Source organism: Phycisphaerae bacterium (assembly GCA_024102815.1).
Classification (GTDB): Bacteria; Planctomycetota; Phycisphaerae; order UBA1845; family UBA1845; genus JAGFJJ01.
The window spans coordinates 82,881-103,976 of record JAGFJJ010000076.1 but is presented as its reverse complement, the minus strand read 5'-3'; the positions used below and the strand labels follow the sequence as shown (position 1 = coordinate 103,976).

Here is a 21,096-nt window from a genome sequence, read left to right as displayed (position 1 = left end):
AGCGGTGGGCCACCAGCAGGCGTTCGCCGGAATGACGTCTTGTCGGAGCTATGCGCCCGAATTGTCGAGGGCGATGCGGGCGTTGCGCTGAAGCATGTCGAGCTTGGCGCGTTTCATCGCCCGGCCGCGCAGATGGCGGCGGTAGTCGTCGGGCGTCCAGGCAAGCACTTCTTGAAGGTCGACATCCGGCGCGGGATGACGGGCGGCGAGTTGCGGGTCGATCGTTGCGGGTGCTTCGCGGTTGTACGGGCAGACCTCCTGGCAGACGTCACAACCGAAGAGCCAGTCGCCGGTGAGTGCCGCGAGGCTGTCATCGATCGCGCCGCGATGCTCGATGGTCAGATAGCTGATGCAGCGCGAGGCGTCCATTTCATACGGCGCGGGGAATGCAGCGGTCGGGCAGGCGTCGAGGCAGGCCGTACAGGCGCCGCAGTGATCGGAGGCAGGCTCATCCGCGGCGATGTCCAGATCGGTAAGGACTTCGCCAATGAAGAAATAGCTGCCCAGACGGCGGCTCAGCACCATGGTGTTCTTTCCGATCCAACCCAGGCCGGCGCGGGCGGCGAGCTCGCGTTCGATGATTGGCGCGGTGTCCACGCAGACGCGAAATCGGAACGGCGAGGGCAGCGCCTGTTCAAGGGAGTGAACCAAGTCGAACAGGCGATCCTTGAGGATGCGGTGGTAGTCCTCGCCCCAGGCGTAGCGGGCAACGCGCCCCCTGGGACGAGCGTCGGTTGAGTCGTTCGGGTTGAACGCGGCCTGCGGCTGGTGGTAGTTCATGGCCGTAACGATCACGCTGCGGGCGCCGTCGAGGAGTTCTCGGGGGTCGAGCCGGGATTCGAGATTGCGATGGAGGTAGTCCATCGATCCCGCGCGGCCGGCGGCCAGCCAGGCGCGGAGGTAGTCGCCACGGGCGTGCGGCTCGGCCGGCGCGATGCCGCAGAGGTCGAATCCCGCGCGGGCGGCGAGGCGGAGAACGGTTGTACGCAATTCCTGCGGCCCCATTCTGCTGATCCTAGCCGGGGGATTGGTCGAGACAATGGATAAGCGCTCGCGTAGCGGCGGGCGCCCGTGTTTGACGCTGCGCGCCGCCGCGGCTAGGTTGCCGTGACGCATTGAGCAGTCGCTCTCCGCGGGAGGCGGGTGTGACCGGTGTGACGGCGACCGGCTTGCCGTGGGGCGGCTGATTGTGGCCTCGAGATGTCTGAGGGTAGCTCCAAGATGTTCAATTACGACTGGTTTCACGGGCCGGCCTTTGAGGACCAAAGGTACGAGGCCCGGCGGCGGTGCGTCGCCCGGCGGTTTCCCGACGTGGATCCCGATCAATGGGAGAATCGCCAGGACATCCAGGACTTCGAGGCGCAGGTGGAAGTCCGGACGCTGATCTACCTCCGGGACGGCTTCAGCTACGAGGTGAAGGATCTTGCGGAGGTGCCCAGCAAGTCGCATCTGGTGTTCGAGTGCGAGCCGGTGGACGAGCGGTATCGCGTGGGAGCGTTCGTGGTGACGGTTCCCTTTGACGAGCTGGTGCGTGTGGAGGTGTTCGCGGTTCATGCCTCGGAGAAGCCGGACGATCTGCCGCAGATCACGGGATTCCGGCAGGGACAGGAAGCGCCGGAATCCAAGCCGCCCAAACAGGGGCGATCCTGAGCGAAGACATTCCAGAATTGCGTCCGGGCACGATTGACGTACGCTCGGGTCTGCATGGCCCGAAGCAAGAGACAAGGTGACGGTGAACTTCTCTGGCGCGATGAGGGAACGCGGCGGGCAGGACCCGTCGCCGAGGTCGCGCCGATCCTGCGGATCAGCAAGGCGTATTCATTCGCCATCCCCGAGGAACTTGCCGATTCGCTTTCCGTCGGCCAGCGCGTGACGGTACCGCTGGGGCGGCGCGGGCGGCCGACGCCGGCGTTCGTCACGCGGATTGACCACGGACCCTGGGACGCGACGCTGCGTCCCATTCACGGGCTGATTGACGACGCCAGCTTTCTTACCCCCGAGCTGATCGAGCTCGGCCGGGAAATTTCACGCCATTATCTCTGCCCGCTGGGAATCACGCTCAAAGCCATGACGCCGGAGGCGGTGCGGCAGGAGCGAGGGCTGCGCACGGTGCGCTACGTGCGCGCGGCCGTGACGGCGGAGAAGATCGAAGCGGAGGGGCATCGATTGACCGAAGCGCGTCGTGCCATTCTTTTGGCACTGGGAAGCGCGGGCGAGGCAATATCACAGGATGCGTTGCTCGAGGCTGCGGGGGCGTCGGTCGGGGTGCTGCGCGAGATGGCCCGACGGGGCTGGGTGGAGATCGAGCGGCGCCGCGAGTTACCGGAAGAAGACGCCGACGCTGGGGGCGATTCGCCGGGCGAACTGATCGATGAACCCGAATTCGAACTGAACGAGGAGCAGGTCGAGGCGCTGCGGCGCATGCGGGAGACGATCGGCGCGGGTGCGTTCAAGGTGACCCTGCTGCTGGGGGTGAGCGGATCGGGCAAGACGGAGGTCTACATCCGGGCGATGCGCTCGGTGATGGAGAGCGGACGGCAGGCGATGCTGCTCGTGCCGGAGATCGCCCTGACGACGCAGCTCGTGGCGCGGCTGTCGCGGCGACTTCCTGGCGTGGCGGTGAATCACAGCGGACTCAGCGAGGGGCAGCGCTCGCGGCTCTGGCGGCGGATTGCCGCGGGCGAGACGAACGTGGTGGTCGGTACGCGCAGCGCGGTGTTCGCCCCATGTCCGAAGCTCGGCCTGATCTGTGTGGACGAGGAGCAGGAGCCGAGCTTCAAGAATCTTCAGGCGCCGCGGTTTCACGTCCGCGATGCGGCGATCATGCGGGCAGCCCGGCTGGGGATTCCGGTCGTGCTGGGATCGGCCACGCCGTCGCTGGAGTCGTACTACCTGAGCGAGCGTCGCAGCGACTGGCAGCGCGTGTATCTGCGGCGGCGGGTGATGGAGCTTCCGCTGCCCAAGGTTCATGTGGTGGACATGCGCGACGAGGTGGCGGAGCTGCGCCGGGACGTGGTGCTCTCGCGGGCACTGGAAAACCTGCTCAGGGAGACGTTGGAGCGCGGCGAGCAGGCCATCATCCTGCTCAACCGCCGCGGGTTCGCGACGAAGGTCATCTGTGAGCGCTGCGGAACGCGGGTGACCTGCCCCAACTGCAATATGGCCATGGTCGTGCATGCCGCGAGCGGGCAGTGCGTTTGTCATTATTGCCGGCTGCGAATTCCCATTCCCGAAACATGTCCGAACCTCGGCTGCGGTGGAGCGATGGTGCAGCGCGGCCGGGGCACGCAGCGGATCGAGCAGTTGCTGTCGGAGCGGTTCCCGCAGGCACGAATTCGCCGGGCGGATAGTGACACCATGACGCACCGGCGGCATTACGAAGAGGCCGTGCGCGACTTCGAGCGTCACGAGGTGGACGTGCTCGTGGGCACGCAGATGATTGCCAAGGGGCTGGATTTCCCGAAAGTGTCCCTGGTGGGGGTGATCGACGCGGATGCCTCGGCGCCGGGCGGGGATTTTCGCGCCGGGGAGAGGCTGTTCCAGCTTATCACCCAGGTGGCCGGTCGAGCGGGACGGGCGAGCACCGGCGGGCGTGTGGTGGTGCAGACCACGAGTCCGGAGCTGCCGGCACTGCGTTTCGCCCTGACGCACGACTTTGAGGCCTTTGCGACGAGCGAGCTGGAGGTTCGCCGGAAGACGCTGCTGCCGCCGTTCCGGCGTCTGGCACGGTTCGTGCTCGCCCATGAACGGGAGCAGACGGCACGGTCCGAGGCGGCTGCGCTCGGGGAGCGGGTCCGGGAGGCGATTGCGGCGCTGAAACTCGAACGGGCGGACGTTCTGGGCCCGAATCCGTGTGCGTTGAGCCGGCTGCGGGGGCAGTATCGGTATGATCTGCTGGCGCGGACACTCAGCGCGGGGCAGCTTCGCGAATTGCTCGCGGCGCTGGAGAACACGAAGGCCCTGCGAACAAGGGCGAAGTCACTGGTGGTGGATGTCGATCCGGTGACGATGAGTTGAAGAGGCAACGGGCAATAGGCAATAGTTAGGAAGAGACAAGACGCCGAGTTCACAATTCGAACAAGCGGGGACGAATCCCATGAAATACGCCATCATTCTACCCGACGGCGCGGCCGACTTGCCCGTGCCCGAGCTCGACGGCCGCACGCCGCTGGAGGCGGCGCGCAAACCCAACATGGATTGGATCGCCGCCAGCGGGCGGCAGGGTCGCGTGGTCACCGTGCCCGAGGGGTACACGCCGGGCAGTGATGTCGCCACGCTGACACTCTTCGGCTACGACCCGGCGAAGTACTACAGCGGGCGGGCACCGCTCGAAGCGGCGGCGCAGGGACTCCCCGTCGGCGAGGATGAACTTGTCTTTCGCTGTAACCTCGTAACCATCGTCGATGGGGTCATGGCGGACTTCACGGCCGGGCACATCGGGCAGAAGGAGGCGGAACGGATCCTCGCCGATTTGAACACGCTGCTCGGTGGGGAGCGGTGCCGGTTCCACGTGGGGGTGTCGTATCGCAACCTGATGATCGCGGCGCGGGCGTCGGAGATCGACGTGCAGTGCACGCCGCCGCACGACATTCCCGACAAGGCCGTGGACCGATATCTTCCGCGTGGCCGCGGGGCGGAATGGCTGCGCGGACTGATGGACCAGGCGCGGGCGCTGCTTTCCGAGCACGATGTGAACGTCGTTCGGCGCGATCTGGGCGAGAACCCGGTCACGGATATCTGGCTATGGGGGCAGGGGCGACCGATGGTGCTGCCGACGCTCCACGAGCGTTTCGGCCTGCGCGGGGCGCTGATCGCCGCCGTTGACCTGATCCGCGGCATCGCCCGCTTGGCCGGTATGGACGTCATCGATGTTCCTGGAGCAACCGGATATCTCGACACCGACTACGCCGCCAAGGGTCGCTACGCTGTTGAGGCACTGGACAAATACGACGTGGTTGTCGTTCACGTGGAAGCGCCGGACGAGGCGGGCCATCTGGGCAACGTGCGCGAGAAAGTCGCGGCGATCGAACGCGTCGACGCGCATGTCGTGGGACGGGTGCTCAATCGGCTGCGGCAGGAGCCGGAGTGGCGGATTCTCGTCGCTCCAGATCATCCGACCCCGGTGAGTACGCGGGTGCACTCGGCCGAGCCGCCGCCGTTCTGCCTGGCGGGGACGCGCTTTCACGGCATCGTGCAGCGGGCTTTTTGCGAATCCGCGGCGAGCAAGAGCGATCTTTTCATCGATCCGGGGCATGAATTGCTGGAGTATTTCCTGCGGGGATCGTAGAACAGTGTTGCGGAAATGGCGGGGTGCTGGAGGCTTGGTGTACCGTGCAAAGGAGAATGGAAAGCGCGGTGCTCGGGCTCGTACTGGTTGCGGCGTTTCACGCGATCCCCGGGTGGCTCCTTAGCTTCGTCCCTGCGCAGCGGTTATACCATCAAATCGGCGCAAAAGGCTTCTGGACGCTGTACGATGGATTGACCGGCGTCATGCCGTTGCTGCTCTGTCTCTCCGCGCCGCAGCGCAGCGGTCTGACCCTGGGGCGATGGGGGGGCGAACCAAGAAGGTAGCATTCATCTGCCTCTTACCCGTTGTCCTTACGGGCATTGTGTATCCCCTGACTTCCCGGCCTTTCAGCGGAGACCGCATCGGCATGTGGCTCATATCCCCCCTTGCGCAAGACCTGCTGTTTGCCGGCTACATTTATGGCCTCTTCGACACGGTCTTCGCCGGATACGCGCATTCCCGCGTACGCATTCGGTGGGCCGTTCTTATCACCGCTGCGTACTTCGGCCTATGGCACGTTCCAAACTTCGCGGGGATGGACACCGGATACGTTCTCTTTCAGCTTCTGTACACAACGGTAGGTGGAGCTTGGATCCTGCTGGCGAGACAATATACCGGGAGCATTCTGCCCGGGGTGCTCACACACATGGCATGCAACTTTATCGGGTGGCTCTGATTCCTTGACGGCATCCGCCCGCGAATGACGCGCTGTTCCAACTGGCGCAAAATCAAATGGCTTGCACTGAGCATCCTCGCCGTTGGTACGCCAGCGGACATCTTGTTGATAAGGGTGGAGCAAGGCAGGGGCCCAGGACGTTGGACGCTTGGCCCGGATCGGCACTATGATCCAGCCAGACACCGCAGAAGAGGAGTTCGACATTCATGAGCAACGACCAACGTATTCAGCAGTTCCGTCAGATGACCGAAGCCGACCCGGAGAACGAGCTGGGGCACTTCAGCCTCGGCCGGGCGCTTCTTGAAGCCGGTCGTGCGGAGGAGGCCGCGGCGTCCTTCGAACGGGTCATTGCGCTCAAGCCGGAGATGTCCAAGGCGTATCAGCTACTTGGCGAGGCACTGGAGCGGGCGGGTCAGCGCGAGCCGGCCGTCGAAGTGCTGACCCGCGGCGTGACGGTGGCTGACAAGCAGGGCGATCGCATGCCGCGTGACGCCATGGTGTCACTCCTGAAGGATTGGGGGGCGCCGGTACCCGCGTTGGCGGCATCGGCCGGAGCCGCGGCGGCCGAGTCCGGTCCGGGCGGAATGAGCCGTGAAGGATTTCAATGCGTGCGATGCGGCAGGCCGAGCGGACAGATGCCCAAACCACCCTTCAAGGGAGAATTGGGGCAGCGGATTCACGACCACGTCTGCCAGCCCTGCTTCCGGGAGTGGATCCCCATGGGCACCAAGGTCATCAACGAACTGGGCCTGCAACTCAGCACGCCCGCCGGACAGGAGACGTACGACCAGTACATGATCGAGTTTCTCCAGCTCGACCAGGTCTGATCCGCCTGTCATCCCCCGATGGCACGCCTCCTGTCACTTCGGCGCTGCATGCGTCAGATTCGATGGAATCGCCCCGTCGAGAAAGCTATACTTTGGTAATGTAGCCGATGGATGAACCTGCGGAATCAGGTCATCGGCTCCATGTGCGGGCGGCATGCCGATTGATGTCTGCGGAGTTGCGTGTCCATGACGATGTCTTCGACCGGTGAATCGGCTCCGTTGGTGGCAGCTTCGGCACCGCGCGTACGACTCGTCCCCGACGCCGGCAAGGATGAGGATCAAGCCATTGAGTGCCGTCGCGTTGTCACGCTGATCGGTTCACGCCCGGGCTGCAAGATCCATCTCAAGCACCGCAGCGTAAGTGCACTGCACGCCGCGATCGTCAACGACGGGGCCAACATCCACGTGCTGGACCTCAACAGCGATCAGGGCACGCTACTCAACAGCCTGAAGCTGGAAAGCGAGCGGGCCCAGGACGGCGATCTCCTGAGCATTGGGCCCTGGATGTTTCGAATCGATGTTCAGAAGGAAGCCGCGGGCTCCGAGGCGGGTGCGCCCAGAGACCTTTTCGGCGTAAGCCTTGATCCCACGCCGCGGGTCGTCGCTCTCGAGCATATTCCCACCGGGCGCATCCTCCATCCGCGGCGCGACGTGTGCACGCTGGGGCGGCGCTCCGGTTGCGACATCGTGATCGAGGACTTCCGCGTTTCGCGGGTTCACGCCCTGCTGCTGCGTTACTTCGGCCACCCGGCGGTCTTCGACGTGCTCAGCCACAACGGCACGCGCGTCAACGGGCAGGAGGTCGGATTCCACCTGCTCAGCGATGGGGACATCATTGCCGTGGGCGAGGCGCAGTTCCGCGTGCGGCTGATCGTGTCGAGCGTTTCCTTGGCGGCGTCGGGCAAGCCCGACGCGCCGCCGGCACGCATCCCGGCGACGCCACGGGCCGATGAAGTGGATCTGGCCGACATCGAGCGGGCGGAGACCTGGAAGGACCGTCATAACGGCGACGGTACGATGAACGGCTCATAGCGCCCGATCCCGCCGGCGTCATATCCCGATCGACCACGATTTCTTATAATGGCGGCTTGCAGGAGTGGGTTTTCCGCGGCCTGATTGGCGGCGAATCGCGGCAGCGCGGGCGAGGTCGTTTCTGCTCGTCTGGCTGAAGTCCTACGACTCGCTGCGACGGACCGCTTCCCACGACAGAAATACGTTCGCCGAGCAGGAGCAATCCCCATGACCCCATCTTCTACCGCCGCAGCGCCGAAGTCCCAGCGCGTCGTCCGTGCCCCCCGCGGCACGACGATCACTTGCAAGGGTTGGCTCCAGGAAGCCGCCATGCGCATGCTCATGAACAATCTCGACCCCGAAGTGGCCGAGCTTCCCGAGCAGCTCATCGTTTACGGCGGCAGCGGCAAGGCGGCGCGCTCCTGGAAGGACTTCGAACGCATCGTCGCGGCGCTGCGCGAACTCGAAAACGACGAGACGCTGCTGGTGCAATCGGGTCGGGCCGTGGGCATCGCCCGCACACACCCCGATGCCCCGCGCGTGCTGATCGCCAACTCGCTGCTGGTACCGGCGTGGGCGACATGGGATGAGTTCCGCCGCCTGGAGGCGAAGGGCTTGACCATGTACGGCCAGATGACCGCGGGAAGCTGGATCTACATCGGCACGCAGGGCATCCTCCAGGGAACCTACGAGACCTTCGGCGCCGCGGCGAAGGAGCACTTCGGCGGCTCACTCAAGGGACGACTGGTCGTCACCGGAGGGCTCGGGGGCATGGGCGGGGCCCAGCCGCTCGCCGCGACGATGAACGGCGGCGTCTGCCTGTGCGTCGAAGTGGATCAGGCGCGTATCGAGCGGCGCATTCGCACCCGTTACCTCGACCGCTGGACGGCCGACCTCGATGAGGCGCTGAATTGGTGCAATGACGCGAAGAATAAAGGCGAGGCACATTCCGTCGGCCTGCTGGGCAACTGCGCCGATGTGCTGCCGGAGTTGATCCACCGCGGCGTCACGCCCGACCTGCTCACCGACCAGACCTCGGCCCACGACGCACTTAACGGTTACGTGCCCAACGGCATGCGCTACGCTGATGCGACCGCACTTCGCGAACGCGACCCGGAGCGCTACATCGGCGAGTCCATGAAGGCGATGGGCGTTCACGTCCAGGCGATGATCGAGTTGCAGAAGCGCGGAGCGCTCACCTTCGATTACGGCAACAACATCCGCGGGCAGGCCAAGCTCGTCGGCGTGGAGAACGCCTTCGACATCCAGGGTTTCGTGCCGCTGTTCATCCGCCCGCTGTTTTGCGAGGGACAAGGGCCGTTCCGCTGGGCGGCGCTCTCCGGCGATCCCAAGGACCTCGCCCGAACCGATCGCGCCGTGCTCGAGACGTTCCCCGAGAATGAGCACCTCTGTCGCTGGATTCGACTGGCCGGCGAGCGCGTGGCGTTCCAGGGTTTGCCCGCGCGAATCTGCTGGCTGGGCTATGGCGAGCGGGCGAAGATGGGGCTGGTGTTCAACGAGCTTGTTCGCAAGGGTGAGGTTTCCGCGCCCATCGTCATCGGGCGGGACCACCTCGACTGCGGCAGCGTCGCCTCGCCGAACCGCGAGACCGAGGGCATGAAGGACGGGTCGGACGCGATCGCCGACTGGCCGGTGCTCAATGCCCTGCTCAACACCGCCTGCGGAGCGAGCTGGGTCAGCGTGCATCACGGCGGCGGCGTGGGCATCGGCTACGCCTTGCACGCCGGGCAGGTGATCGTGGCCGACGGCACCAAGGAAGCGGCCGCTCGACTCGAACGCGTGCTCACGGCCGACCCTGCGACGGGCGTCTTCCGCCACGTAGACGCGGGGTATGAGAAGGCGGCGCAGATCGCGAAGGAGCGAGGGGTGAAGGTGCCAAAGTAAGCCCCGAGGACTGCCTCGGCCCGCTGTGCTACGAGGAGTTATGGCTGTACCTGACTTGATTCTGGTCTCTATGGGATGGCCAAGAAATGCCGGAACTCAGCCGTTTCTTCGGGATAGTCATTGCAATGTACTACAATGATCATGACCCACCGCACTTCCACGCACGATATGGATCGCGAAAGGCAACGTTTGCGATTGACGATCTGAGACTGCTGGACGGGGATATCGGGCCGCGTGCGCACGGCTTGGTGGTTGAATGGGGTCGCCTGCACAAAGAGGAGTTAGCGGAAGCATGGGAACTATCACGTGAACATAAACCGCTCGCTGCAATTCCTCCGCTGGAGTAAGCCAACATGCGCGACGTAACGGAGGTCAAATGCCTCGGCGGTCATCGCCTCGAGCTCCGCTTCGACAACGACGAGCGACGTGAAATCGACATCGGCGAATTTGTGTCCTTCGACGGCGTGTTTGAATTGCTCCGCGATCCCACTTATTTCCGTCGCGTGGCCGTGAACGCCGACCTCGGAACGATCGTCTGGCCCAACGGCGCCGACCTCTGCCCGGACGTGCTCTACGCGAAATCTACCCCGGTCAAGGGAAACGGCAGCCGTTCCGGGTCGTAAAGATCATTCGATCGTCGGCAATGCCCGCTTCTCCGGCGGCAGGAGGCGGAAGCCGACGTCCGGAGCGCGACCACGGCCTTGTGGCGGATCGATCGACCCGTCGTCGTCCGTCTCGTTCGCTCCAATCGAATAGATCACCAGCGCGCCGTCGTCTTCGTGCTTAAGGCGCAGCGGCTTGTCGTCGAACGGATCGGCCGGGACGCCGTCCAGAAAAGCCGGCACGAGGTCGCTCAATTCTGCGGGGAAGGCGCCGTTGGCGAGTCGGTATCGCTCCGAAGCGAGAATGGCGATCACGCAGCGGGATTCGGCAAGGCTGCGAAGATGAAGTTCAATAGCGCGGGTGACCACTGGCGCTGCGAAGCCCGCAGACATGTTGAGCGGATTCCGGCTCTGAAGCCTTTTCTCTTCACTCTGGGCAGTCGACCAAAGGTCTTTCGGCAGACGGTCAGTTGCCTCGATGAGAATAGAATAATATTCGGCGAGATTCATCCGATTGCAATTCAAGAAGTAAGCGCGGAGGCCGACGACGGAAGTCCACCATGGCGGCGATGTCAGGACGCCTGGTTGCGAAGGCGCGAATCCGTAAGTCGGTGTCATCATGTTCAGGTCGCCTGCCCTCTCGCCAAGCAAGACCATTCGGAACCCATGCATCTTCTCGCTCCGTTCCCACGCGACCTGTAGCCGTTTCAGAATTGGGGCGTCCGTTTCCGGAAGCTGAAGTGATTCGGTTGTGAGCCGAGCCGCCATGGACTCGACGGCCATGGCAATGAGGTTCGCAATGAGCGTCGGCTCTTCGTGTATTGCCCCCGCCAGCCGCAACAGCAGTGTCGTGTCCCGAGCAGCGCGATCATGGTCACCATCGGCGCTCGCGACGGCGGCATCGATATACAGAATCTTGCACAAGTCGCGCAATTTCGAGAATACATGCGATGAACTCGACATTGCCCCGATCACATCGCTGGCGTATTCAATGCGCAGTCGCGCGTCGGGATACTCCAGCAGCTCTGTAAGCTGGTCGAGCACTCCCGCATGCGATTTCAAATACTCCCGCGTGTGTTCCAGGCATTTCGCGTCGAGTCGTTCCGGAAACTCAAACTCGCATTTGTCGTCCAGCATGAGGACGCCCTCATAAGGGACGTCCACTTTCTTCAGTTCGCTTAGCGCTGCGTAGATGATCGGCCCGCCGTCCTCCTCCGGCGGGATCGCTGGGCGACTGGCCAGGACCTCGTCCAGCGTCAGCGGCTGGCCCGAGGCGCGGATCTCGGCCGCCAGCTTCTCCCAGCGGGACTCGGCGACCTTGCCCATCACGGCCAGCACGCAGACAGCCAGCAGGGCGAGCACGACGAGGGCGAGAAACCCCCGGAGGAGCCAGCGTCCCCAGCCTCGTTTTCTCGCCGGTTTCCGGCCCGACATCAGTATCGCTCCTGCAGCAGTGTCATTCCGCTTTACGGCCCCGTCTATGATGCTGCTCCTGAAATCCGCACTCGCCTGCGACCCGCCTGACTACTCCACCAAGACCGCGGATCGCCGCTCCGGTGGCAGGAGGCGGAAGCCGACGTCCGGAGCGCGACCGCGGCCTTGAGGCGGATTGATCGACCCGCCGTCGTCCGTCTCGTTCTCACCAATCGAATAGATCACCAGCGCGCCGTCGTCTTCGTGCTTAAGGCGCAGCGGCTTGCCGTCGAACGGATCGGCCGGGAGGGCGTCCAGAAACGCCGGCACCAAGTCGCTCAAATCCTGCGGGAAGGCGCCGTTGGCGAGGCGGTAGCGCTCCGAAGCGAGAATGGCGATCACGCAGCGGGATTCGGCAAGGCTGCGGAGATGAAGCCGAACGGCGTTGGAAATGCTTGGGGCGGTGATACTGACAAAAGTGGAAAGGAATCTCCACTTCTTTGACCTCTTTTCTTCCGCTCTCGCTTTTGCCAGCAACGCATGGGGTGACGTCTCCGCCGCCGCGATCAGGCGCGAATAATAGAGCATGATATCAACGCGACTCTGGCTCAAGTACCACGCACTGTACCACGGGACGAGCGTATCCCATGACAACAGTGGCGCCTTGCCGGACATGCTTCTGATAGCGCTCAGAAAGTTCAAGGCGTGCGCACGCTCGCCAAGTAGAGCCATGCGCATCGAACGGCTGGCAATCTGCCTGTCAATTACGTCCTGCAATTCAGCCAGCGCGCTGTCCGGGAACACTCTTATTTGCAGAAGGTCCGGAACGAGCCGAACCGCCATGGCGTCAATGGCGGTGCCTACAAGGTGCGTCAGCAGTACGGGCTCGTCGTACAGCGATTGACTCAAGCGAAGCATGACCCGCACGTCGCGAACCATGTGCTGATCATCTCCATCCATTCCGGCCAGCGCCCCATCCAGGTAGACGGCCTTCGACAGAAATCGCAACCGGCTGATCAAGGGCAGAACAGGTCCCGATATGTCCATCGGATCCTTGTATGGAATGTGAAGATACGCGAGGGGTTTCTCAAGCAACTGATCCAGCAAAGAAAACACGGGGGCGTTAGCGCCAAGATACTCCCGCGTGGACTTCAGGCATCTTGCGTTAAGTCGCTCGGGAAACTCGAACCTGCACTCGACTTCGACTCCCAGGATGAACACGTCTTTTTGCGAGACTTCAAGTTCCTGGATCTTCTCCAGCGCCGCATGGATGATGGGGCCACCGTCTTCCTCCGGCGCAATCGACGGGCGACTGGCCAGGACTTCCTCCAGCGTCAGCGGCTGGCCCGAGGCGCGGATCTCGGCCGCCAGCTTCTCCCAGCGGGACTCGGCGACTTTGCCCATCACGGCCAGCACGCAGACGGCCAGCAGGGCGAGCACGACGAGGGCGAGAAATCCCCGGAGGAGCCAGCGGAAAGGGCGTTTGGGACGGGAGCTGGGTTGATCGGCCATGGCGGGTGCTCCAGCGCATCAGATGTCGGGGCATTTCACATTCTTCAGTCTACCGGCTCCCACGCCCGCCTGGGTTACAAATCGAGGGGTTCTTCGGAATCACCGGCACCGGGGAAGGGAAAATACGGAGGTCGCTCCCCACTCGCCGCCCAGCTTTCCGCATTCCGAATTCACCATCCCGCATTTTTCTCCCGGCACGCGGCGTGCTACCCCCTTCTCGATCGGCGCGATACGATGCAGGGTAGATCGATCCGCAGGGCGCCGCCCGTGCCGATTCGACACCCCGCCTTACGGATCATTCAGTCGAACAAGCACCGGCCGAGGTACCGCCGCAGAACAGGAGCTTCCGCATGACCACCGACCAGGCACGCATCGAGAAGGACAGCATGGGCGAGATGACCGTTCCCGACTGGGCCCTGTGGGGCGCACAGACGCAGCGGGCGGTGGAGAACTTCCCCATCAGCGGGTACCGCTTCGGGCGGCGGTTCATCCGGGCCATGGGGCTGATCAAGCAGGCGGCGGCCAAGGTCAACCTCGAACTGGGCAAGCTCGATCCGGAGCGGACGCATTTCATCGCCACGGCCGCGCAGGATGTCATCGACGGCAAGCTCGACAAGCACTTCGTCCTGGACATCTACCAGACCGGCTCGGGCACCTCCACCAACATGAACGCCAACGAGGTGATCTCCAACCGGGCGATCCAACTCGCCGGCGGCAAGGTCGGCTCGCGCGAGCCGGTGCATCCCAACGACCACGTCAACATGGGGCAGTCGTCCAACGACGTGATTCCCGGCGCGATTCACGTCGCCCTGGCCGAGGCGCTGAAGTACGACCTCATCCCCGCGCTGGAGCATCTTCACCAGCAGCTTCACAAGAAGGCGACGGCATTCGACGCCATCGTCAAGATCGGGCGCACGCACCTTCAGGACGCCACGCCGGTTCGGCTCGGACAGGAATTCGCGGGGTATGCCCGGCAGGCGCAGCTCGCCGCGCAGCGCGCCACCCGCGCCGTGGAAGCCCTGCGCGAACTGCCCATCGGCGGCACAGCCGTCGGCACGGGCATCAACACGCATCCGGAATTCGGGCGGCGCATCGCCGCGGAACTGACCAAGGCGACGAACATTCCGTTTACCGAGGCCGAGGACCACTTCGAAGCCCAAGCCGCCAAGGACGCCGTGGCGGAGGCTAGCGGTTTGCTGAAGGCGACCGCCGTCGGCATGGCCAAGGTCGCCAACGACATCCGCCTGCTGGGCTCAGGTCCGCGCTGCGGCATCGGGGAGCTCAAGCTGCCCGCGACGCAGCCCGGAAGCAGCATCATGCCCGGCAAGGTGAACCCGGTAATGAGCGAGATGCTCGTGCAGGTCTGCGGGCAGGTCATCGCTGCGGACGTGGCGACGACGCTAGCTTGCCGTGAGAGCTTTTTCGAGCTCAACGTGGGCATGCCCCTGATGGCCCACAACCTGCTCGAGGGCATCCGCCTGCTGACCAACGGTGTGCGTACGTTTGCGGATCGCTGCGTGGCGGGGATCGAGGCCGACACCGAGCGCTGCGCCGCGCTGATCGAGGGCTCGCTGGCCATGTGCACGTCGCTGGCTCCCAAGATCGGTTACGACCAGGCCGCGGCCATCGCCAAGGAAGCGTACGCCTCTGGCAAGACCGTCCGCCAAGTCGCCCGGGAGAAGAAGGTTCTCTCCGACGCCGATCTCGATCACACGCTCGATCCGATGTCGATGACGAAGCCGGGGTAGCGCCGGACGCAGAATGGTGAAATCGGATTGCAGAAGTGAAGAATCAGGGCGCGCGGTCCGTGATCGTCATTTCGGCCGACGCCGGAGTCCAGCATTATGGTCCAGGTGGTTCGCGTGCCTTCGATTCTTGGCGCTCGTGTGTCGGCGCTATCGAGCAATGTCCTCGCGCACGTCGGTTAGAAGCCGCGTTTCAATCCGCGAGCGCGCGAGCTTGAACCATGACTTTGCGCCGGTGCGCGCTTCTTTCGCCCCTGCGGCCGCCCTGATAGAGTAACCCTCCGTTTCAACCCGGGGTGAGATTGCGTTCGTGGAGGCTGGGGGGTGTCGCCGCGTTCGAAGGGATTCGTTATCGCCACCGTAGCATGGCTTGCCGCGGCCGCGCCAATTGCCGCGCAGGCGCAAGCGGACCGGTCGACATCGGCGCAGCTCGCCCAAGGCGACTGCAACAACAACGGCGTTCCCGACGAATTCGAAGACTGCAACAACAACGGGCTGGCCGACGCGTGCGACCTGCAATCCGGGACGAGCGGCGACTGCGACGGCAACGGCATCCCCGACGAATGCGACGTGGGCCCGGTGATCATTCTCCGCAGTGGCAACGGTATTCCGGGCGAATCCGATTCGAAAGTCACGATGTTCGCGGGTCCGCCCAACAGCGGATTCGCGGGGATATTCAACCCTCTCGCCTTCCTCGCCGCTCGACGCGGACCATTCCCCTTTGTCGTCGCTCCGCTTGACAACTGGATTCGCACGGTGCCATCGGACCCCATCGCCCAATGGGTGTCGCCTCTGCCCAATGCGGATGACGCGGCCGGCAGCGCCCTCTATGCCATAAACTTCAACTGGAATCCGCCGACGGACGAGCTTGTGTACCTCAATCTATCATGGGCCGTGGATGACCGGCTGGGGGATGAACTCAATGCCGGCGCCTACCTGAACGAAGCGGCAATCCCCGGAGGACTCTCCGGCGGAAGCCATCGGTTTACGTCCAAGGTCACGAACATCGACATTACGAACCTTCTCCTGCCCGGGCCCAATGCGCTCTATCTTTACGGGCGGGATCTCGGCGGACCGGCGGGGATCCTTTTCAGCGCCACGATCCGCACGGTTCATGGCGTCGATCCCGACTGCAACCGCAACGGCCTGCCGGACGCATGCGACCTCGCGAGCAATGACTGCGACGCGAACGGCCTCCCCGACGAGTGCGATCCCGACTGCAACCAGAATGATCGACCCGACGCGTGCGACATCGCCGACGGTGACAGCTACGATTTCGACGGGAATGGCGTGCCGGACGAATGCCAGCCGGATTGCAACGAAAACGGATTCCCGGATTTCCTCGACATCGCCTTCGGCATCGACTTCGATTGCAACGACAACCAGGTGCCCGACCTGTGTGACCTCTCCGATGGGATCGAGCAGGACTGCAACGGCAACCTCGTGCCGGACGCTTGCGATATCAGCGACGGTTTCAGCGGCGACTGTAACGCCAACGGCCTGCCCGACGATTGCGAAGCGGACTCCGACGGAGACGGTTTTCCCGATGCGTGCGATCAGCCGTGCGACTTCGACCACGACGCGGACGTCGATCTGCTGGACTACGCCGCGTATACGTTCTGCCTCGGGTTTTCCGGTCCGGCGCACACGCCGCCCTACTTCTTCTGCCGCGACATCTACGACGTGCAGGATTCGCACACAGTCGATCTGGCGGATTTCGCCTATTTGCAGGAGGTGTTCGGGCCGTAGAATGAAAGGTGCGAATTCCGGAGCACCGCACCCGCCATGAAATTCGCCTCCAAACAGGCTTTCCTTGAAGACGTTGAGAATTCATGGGAGGCGCTCGCCGTCCTCTTGAAGCAAATCACCGATGAAAGCCTCGCCCGGCCGGGGCTCTATGCCGAAGTCCGTGGCGGCGTGGACGTGCTCACGCACGTGCACGAATGGCACAACATGTGCCTGCGCTGGTACCGGGACGGGCTGAAAGGCATGCCGGAGATGCCCGCGCCGGGATTCACGTGGGGGCAGTGCCCGGCGCTCAACGAACACATTTACGAGCAATACAAAGATGTCTCGCCGGACGAGGCTCGCCGCAAGCTGCGCGCGTCGCACCGGAAGGTGCTTAAGCTGCTGGAAGCCCGGTCCGAACGAGAGCTGTTGGAGCCGGGTTACTACGCGTGGTGCGGCAAGGCCCGCAAGCTCCCGCTGACGAGTTATTTCCATCCCAACACCAGCGGACACTACCGCTGGGCGCAGAAGAAGCTGAAGCGGCTTGTGCAGCAGGGTCAGCCGACGGGGCAACGCTCAACGCGCCGACGCCTGTAACGCTGCTGAGGGCGTGGAGTCGCTTCGCAATTCGCTCTATGATGGTGGTCCGGAAAAGCAGATCAAATGCCGCCAGAGACGTGCCATGTACATTGCACTTGGACTGCTCGCAGTTGCTTGCATCGCCCTTGTCGCCTTCGGCTGGCGAGGTGTCCGTCAAGGCGACACGCCGCACTGCCGCCGCTGTGACTACAACCTCACCGGAAATGAGACCGGCCAGTGCCCGGAATGCGGCCGTCCGGTGGAACAGGGCGTGGTCTTCGGCGAACGCCGGAGGCGGAGGATACCCATTGTCATCGGTTTGATCGGGATGCTGGTCGTCGGTGGGATGGGGTATGTTCAATTCCGAAACGTCTCGATCTTGAAGTCGCTGCCGAATTCGGCTGTGTCATTTCTAGCTCGTTGGGGCTCGAAGGACGCGTTTGACGAAGCCATGGATCGCCTCGAAGGCAAGTTGACGGACGTCGACGAGGCGTTGCTTCTCGAAGCGTTCCGCCGCGCACGAGAGTGCCCGTCACCGGCGACCGGCAAATGCGCCGATTGGTGCAAACTTCTTGTCCGCGCGTGGTATTCCGGCAATCTCTCCGGGCACGAGGCTCAATACTGCGAGTTCTTTTTGGACTCGCCAACCCTGATCGTGGAACCGATGTTCGCTGGCGATAAAGCCGTACGTGCATCGGTCGAGTTTAGCCTACCCTGTGCGGCTGCGAGTGAGGCGGAGGATCTCCGCCTTTGGATCACGACTCAGGACGAACGCATGCGTATCCAATCGAGATGCGGAGGCGACCCCGTTGATTACTCAGTGACGGGCCACGGGTACTTGATTGATTTGATGGGTTTGACCTTTCGCAGCAACAAAGAAATTCATTGCGCAATCCACGCAGGTGATTACATGATTGATTATTCAGGTCGCACCTGCCTGCGCACGACTCGAGGCACGGGTACGGCATGCTGCCGCGAGTTTACCCTTCAAGAACGCGCAACCGCGTCGCCGCTGGAATTCGGTTCCGGCGATTTACCCGATATGGCCGCTACAATCCGGGAATCGCTGGAGATTGGCCCCGCGCTCGTTTCGCATGACAACGCCAATGGAGCGTGGTTTATGTTCCACACGATAACGATCAGGGCGAGGAAACCGGCCCCAACGTCGATGGCCTTTGAGGTCTTTGCCGTCTCGGAAGGTGCACAAGCCGCAATAGGAACGCTATGTACCAGCGAAGGCGACTCGAGAGCTGAATTCGAGGATCCTGAGAATGGAGTCGACCTTGACGGCCAGGAATTCAACATCCTCCTTCGCTTCTCCCCCGACGTTGCTCGCGAATGCAAAATTCAGAACGCCTGGGTCGGCGAGGTCGATCTGGGTCCGTACTATCTTGAGCCGCTCCCGCCCAAGTTTCGCCGATCCGGCGGTCAGTAATGAATTGATGTTCACCGGGCGAATCGATCTCTCCCCCCCGCGTTCCGTGGCAACCTCATTGCGAACTCGGCCTCCTCAGCCGCTCCTTCCACTCCTGAATGCGCCGCAGGGCTTCCAGCGGCGTGATCCGGTCGGGATCGACCGCGGCTTCTCGGCGCGCTGGCCATCGGACTTGGCTTTGGCGTCGCGTTTCATTTCGCCCCCGCGATTCTCCTGGTATGGCTGGGCTGCGTGGCCTTTGATCTCTATTGGATGCGGCGCGAGCGATTCCGATCGGGGGCCGCGGTGATGATCCTCAGCGCGATTCTGGTATGCGTTCCCTGGACCTGGCGGAACTACTCCGTCCTCGGCGAGTTCTTCTTCATGCGCAGCAACTTCGGACTGGAACTGCGCATGGGCAACCACGAGGGCGCCGTGGCCGACGTGGAGGCAATGGATCGTCGGGAGGGCGACGGCATGCCGCACCCGGGCATCAACCTGACCGAAGCCCAACTGTGTCGCGATCTTGGCGAAGCCGAATACATGAGGAGGGCACGAACGAAAGCCTTCTCATGGATTCGAGCCCACCCGGACGAGTTCCTCCGCCTCACCGGATGCCGCATCCTGCACACCTGGTTCGGCCCCTGGTACACGGCGGCGTCGGTGGCTGCCTTCATCACGCTTCTGACGATTTTAGGAGCCATCGGCCTGTGGCGAGCCTGGCCTGCGATGTCCGTTCCCCAGCGCGTGGCCGTGCTATCGCCGATCCTGTTTTTCCCATTGGTGTACTACGTCGTGGTCTACATGCCGCGATACCGGGTGCCGATCGACTGGGTCGTGTTTCTGGCTGCGGGCGCGGCGATCTGGCCCGCGAGGCGGAGCGCTTCCGGCAGAGAGAAAATCCCGGAGACCAGTAACTCGTCCCTGTTGGTCACCTGTCGGATTCTGCATTGGGTTTGCGCCTTCGGCTGGGGTAACATAACGCCGTGCCGAAGCCAAATCCAATTGCTGCGATGCAAGCACCATGTATGCAGTTCTGATCCTGCTGACGCTCGGCTTTTTCGCCCTTATCGCCTTCGGCTGGCGAGGTGTCCGCCGGGGCGACACGCCGCATTGCCAGCGCTGTGACTACAACCTCACCGGAAACGAGACCGGCCAGTGCCCGGAATGCGGCCGTCCGGTGGAACAGGGCATGGTCTTCGGCGAGCGCCGCAGGCGGAAGTTGCCCATCGTGGTCGGGTTGGTCGGGATGCTGGTCGTCGGTGGGATGGGGTATGTTCAATTCCGAGACGTCTCGATCTTGAAGTCGATGCCGAATTCGGCGGTGTCATTTCTTGCGCGACATGGGTCGAAGCAGGCCCTCGAAGAAGCGGTGAATCGAGTGGACATGCGGGCGATCGTTGTGGATGAGCCGTTGCTGATCTGGGCCCTGGATGAACTTAGGGATCGCACGGCGACCGCTGCGAAGATACGTGCCAATTTGCGAAAGCTATTGGAATATGCATGGGGGAGCAATACGCTCTATGGTCATGAGTCGGATTATTGCGATGTTCTCGTTGAAGACGCCAGCATTGAGACCGAATACATTCTCGATGGCGATGTCGCTCTGCATGCTACAGTTCTAGTGAGGATTCCCTTCAGCGCGCATGTGTTCGCCGGCATGAAGCATTTCCCACTTCAATTTGAGGACGAATCCATTCGCATCGAAACTGATGACGGAAGAGATACGAAAACGAGAGGCGTGGCACGCTTCCACCGTTTTGGGGCGTGGAGCGGAGATCGTTACCATAACAGATTTGGCGTTCCCTATGTGTTTCATCAAGGCGACTATGACATTACCTACACAGCGGCGGTCGCGGCTACCCTTGTGCGACCCGACGGTGTGTCCGTGGATTGCTCGCACCCAATCGAACTTCACGCGAATGTAAGTGCGGTCCCTCTTGATCACGACAACCCCAATTCAAAAAGCATCGCCGAATTCGTGAGGCGAGAATTCAATATCACTCAAACAAAGAGCAGTTTCGGCATCGGGCTGCAGAACTACCGGAGCATGGCATTCTCGGCAAAGCGCGGAATCCCAGCATCCATAGCGTTCGAAGTGATTGCTTTCTCCGGCGAGAAGGAGACGCTGATCGGGCTCCTCTGCGCTGCCAAGGGAACCGCAACATTGAATTTCGCCGCGTCGACTGAAATTGTGGGACTTGAAGACCGGGAGTTTGACCTCCAACTGCGCTTTTCGCGCGACGCCGCCCGGGAGTGCAAAGTCCCGAATCCTTGGGTCGGCGAAGTCGACCTCGGGCCGTTCTATCTTGAGCCGCTCCCGCCCGAGTTTCGCCGATCCGGCGGGCAATAACGGAGTAGGGTCCGCCGTGCGAGTCGATCCCTTCGCCGTATCCT

At 63.0% G+C, this 21,096-nt stretch carries 19 protein-coding genes; 16 read left to right on the top strand and 3 right to left on the bottom strand.

Translation table 11 applies throughout. The features are described from left to right. Window positions 1–48: 48 nt before the first annotated feature. Window positions 49–1,005 (bottom strand): tRNA epoxyqueuosine(34) reductase QueG, encoded by a 957-nt coding sequence (gene queG / locus J5J06_19050; GenBank protein MCO6439194.1) that lies wholly within the window; start codon window positions 1,003–1,005, stop codon window positions 49–51. Window positions 1,006–1,200: 195 nt separating this feature from the next. Here queG and J5J06_19045 point away from each other — a divergent pair, with 195 nt between their 5' ends. From J5J06_19045 to J5J06_19000, 10 genes are all read left to right on the top strand, one after another. Further along, on the top strand, window positions 1,201–1,650 hold the full coding sequence (locus J5J06_19045) for a hypothetical protein (protein MCO6439193.1): 450 nt from the start codon (window positions 1,201–1,203) through the stop codon (window positions 1,648–1,650). 54 nt (window positions 1,651–1,704) lie between these two features. Beyond that, a complete protein-coding gene (priA, locus tag J5J06_19040; GenBank protein ID MCO6439192.1) occupies window positions 1,705–4,017 on the top strand; it encodes a primosomal protein N' in 2,313 nt (770 codons plus the stop codon). Between the two features lie 79 nt (window positions 4,018–4,096). Continuing rightward, window positions 4,097–5,287, top strand: coding sequence for a cofactor-independent phosphoglycerate mutase (locus tag J5J06_19035; GenBank protein ID MCO6439191.1), 1,191 nt, complete (start codon window positions 4,097–4,099; stop codon window positions 5,285–5,287). 56 nt (window positions 5,288–5,343) lie between these two features. Further along, window positions 5,344–5,571, top strand: coding sequence for a hypothetical protein (locus J5J06_19030; GenBank protein ID MCO6439190.1), 228 nt, complete (start codon window positions 5,344–5,346; stop codon window positions 5,569–5,571). 83 nt (window positions 5,572–5,654) lie between these two features. After that, window positions 5,655–5,963, top strand: coding sequence for a CPBP family intramembrane metalloprotease (locus J5J06_19025; GenBank protein MCO6439189.1), 309 nt, complete (start codon window positions 5,655–5,657; stop codon window positions 5,961–5,963). Between the two features lie 206 nt (window positions 5,964–6,169). Continuing rightward, window positions 6,170–6,790, top strand: coding sequence for a Fe(2+)-trafficking protein (locus J5J06_19020; GenBank protein MCO6439188.1), 621 nt, complete (start codon window positions 6,170–6,172; stop codon window positions 6,788–6,790). Window positions 6,791–6,976: 186 nt separating this feature from the next. Further along, window positions 6,977–7,822 (top strand): FHA domain-containing protein, encoded by an 846-nt coding sequence (locus J5J06_19015; protein ID MCO6439187.1) that lies wholly within the window; start codon window positions 6,977–6,979, stop codon window positions 7,820–7,822. A 207-nt stretch (window positions 7,823–8,029) separates the two neighbouring features. Next, a complete protein-coding gene (gene hutU, locus J5J06_19010) occupies window positions 8,030–9,706 on the top strand; it encodes a urocanate hydratase (protein MCO6439186.1) in 1,677 nt (558 codons plus the stop codon). A gap of 86 nt (window positions 9,707–9,792) precedes the next feature. After that, window positions 9,793–10,053 (top strand): DUF4160 domain-containing protein, encoded by a 261-nt coding sequence (locus J5J06_19005; GenBank protein MCO6439185.1) that lies wholly within the window; start codon window positions 9,793–9,795, stop codon window positions 10,051–10,053. A 6-nt stretch (window positions 10,054–10,059) separates the two neighbouring features. Further along, window positions 10,060–10,329: a DUF2442 domain-containing protein gene (locus tag J5J06_19000; GenBank protein ID MCO6439184.1), complete on the top strand. Its 270-nt coding sequence runs from the start codon at window positions 10,060–10,062 to the stop codon at window positions 10,327–10,329. 3 nt (window positions 10,330–10,332) lie between these two features. Here the strand turns inward: J5J06_19000 and J5J06_18995 are convergent, their stop codons facing one another. Both J5J06_18995 and J5J06_18990 read right to left on the bottom strand, forming a co-directional pair. Then, entirely contained in the window at window positions 10,333–11,742 is a 1,410-nt protein-coding gene (locus tag J5J06_18995) for a hypothetical protein (protein ID MCO6439183.1), read from the bottom strand. A gap of 90 nt (window positions 11,743–11,832) precedes the next feature. Beyond that, window positions 11,833–13,233, bottom strand: a complete 1,401-nt coding sequence (locus J5J06_18990; protein ID MCO6439182.1) for a hypothetical protein — start codon at window positions 13,231–13,233, stop codon at window positions 11,833–11,835. A gap of 350 nt (window positions 13,234–13,583) precedes the next feature. On the opposite strand from J5J06_18990, the gene J5J06_18985 reads away from it, so the two are divergent. From J5J06_18985 to J5J06_18960, 6 genes are all read left to right on the top strand, one after another. Beyond that, a complete protein-coding gene (locus J5J06_18985; protein MCO6439181.1) occupies window positions 13,584–14,981 on the top strand; it encodes a class II fumarate hydratase in 1,398 nt (465 codons plus the stop codon). A 321-nt stretch (window positions 14,982–15,302) separates the two neighbouring features. Beyond that, complete coding sequence (locus tag J5J06_18980; protein ID MCO6439180.1) at window positions 15,303–16,727, top strand: hypothetical protein; 1,425 nt, start codon at window positions 15,303–15,305, stop codon at window positions 16,725–16,727. A gap of 36 nt (window positions 16,728–16,763) precedes the next feature. Beyond that, on the top strand, window positions 16,764–17,303 hold the full coding sequence (locus tag J5J06_18975; protein ID MCO6439179.1) for a ClbS/DfsB family four-helix bundle protein: 540 nt from the start codon (window positions 16,764–16,766) through the stop codon (window positions 17,301–17,303). Between the two features lie 85 nt (window positions 17,304–17,388). Next, window positions 17,389–18,720: a hypothetical protein gene (locus J5J06_18970; GenBank protein ID MCO6439178.1), complete on the top strand. Its 1,332-nt coding sequence runs from the start codon at window positions 17,389–17,391 to the stop codon at window positions 18,718–18,720. Between the two features lie 231 nt (window positions 18,721–18,951). Beyond that, window positions 18,952–19,827 (top strand): hypothetical protein, encoded by an 876-nt coding sequence (locus J5J06_18965; GenBank protein ID MCO6439177.1) that lies wholly within the window; start codon window positions 18,952–18,954, stop codon window positions 19,825–19,827. Between the two features lie 259 nt (window positions 19,828–20,086). Beyond that, a complete protein-coding gene (locus tag J5J06_18960; GenBank protein MCO6439176.1) occupies window positions 20,087–21,052 on the top strand; it encodes a hypothetical protein in 966 nt (321 codons plus the stop codon). Window positions 21,053–21,096 lie beyond the last annotated feature (44 nt).

Coding starts and splice junctions, on each gene's coding strand:
- queG (MCO6439194.1), bottom strand. CDS start 1,005: ATGGGGCCGCAGGAATTGCGTACAACCGTTCTCCGCCTCGCCGCCCGC.
- J5J06_19045 (MCO6439193.1), top strand. CDS start 1,201: ATGTCTGAGGGTAGCTCCAAGATGTTCAATTACGACTGGTTTCACGGG.
- priA (MCO6439192.1), top strand. CDS start 1,705: ATGGCCCGAAGCAAGAGACAAGGTGACGGTGAACTTCTCTGGCGCGAT.
- J5J06_19035 (MCO6439191.1), top strand. CDS start 4,097: ATGAAATACGCCATCATTCTACCCGACGGCGCGGCCGACTTGCCCGTG.
- J5J06_19030 (MCO6439190.1), top strand. CDS start 5,344: ATGGAAAGCGCGGTGCTCGGGCTCGTACTGGTTGCGGCGTTTCACGCG.
- J5J06_19025 (MCO6439189.1), top strand. CDS start 5,655: ATGTGGCTCATATCCCCCCTTGCGCAAGACCTGCTGTTTGCCGGCTAC.
- J5J06_19020 (MCO6439188.1), top strand. CDS start 6,170: ATGAGCAACGACCAACGTATTCAGCAGTTCCGTCAGATGACCGAAGCC.
- J5J06_19015 (MCO6439187.1), top strand. CDS start 6,977: ATGACGATGTCTTCGACCGGTGAATCGGCTCCGTTGGTGGCAGCTTCG.
- hutU (MCO6439186.1), top strand. CDS start 8,030: ATGACCCCATCTTCTACCGCCGCAGCGCCGAAGTCCCAGCGCGTCGTC.
- J5J06_19005 (MCO6439185.1), top strand. CDS start 9,793: ATGCCGGAACTCAGCCGTTTCTTCGGGATAGTCATTGCAATGTACTAC.
- J5J06_19000 (MCO6439184.1), top strand. CDS start 10,060: ATGCGCGACGTAACGGAGGTCAAATGCCTCGGCGGTCATCGCCTCGAG.
- J5J06_18995 (MCO6439183.1), bottom strand. CDS start 11,742: ATGTCGGGCCGGAAACCGGCGAGAAAACGAGGCTGGGGACGCTGGCTC.
- J5J06_18990 (MCO6439182.1), bottom strand. CDS start 13,233: ATGGCCGATCAACCCAGCTCCCGTCCCAAACGCCCTTTCCGCTGGCTC.
- J5J06_18985 (MCO6439181.1), top strand. CDS start 13,584: ATGACCACCGACCAGGCACGCATCGAGAAGGACAGCATGGGCGAGATG.
- J5J06_18975 (MCO6439179.1), top strand. CDS start 16,764: ATGAAATTCGCCTCCAAACAGGCTTTCCTTGAAGACGTTGAGAATTCA.
- J5J06_18970 (MCO6439178.1), top strand. CDS start 17,389: ATGTACATTGCACTTGGACTGCTCGCAGTTGCTTGCATCGCCCTTGTC.
- J5J06_18960 (MCO6439176.1), top strand. CDS start 20,087: ATGCGGGCGATCGTTGTGGATGAGCCGTTGCTGATCTGGGCCCTGGAT.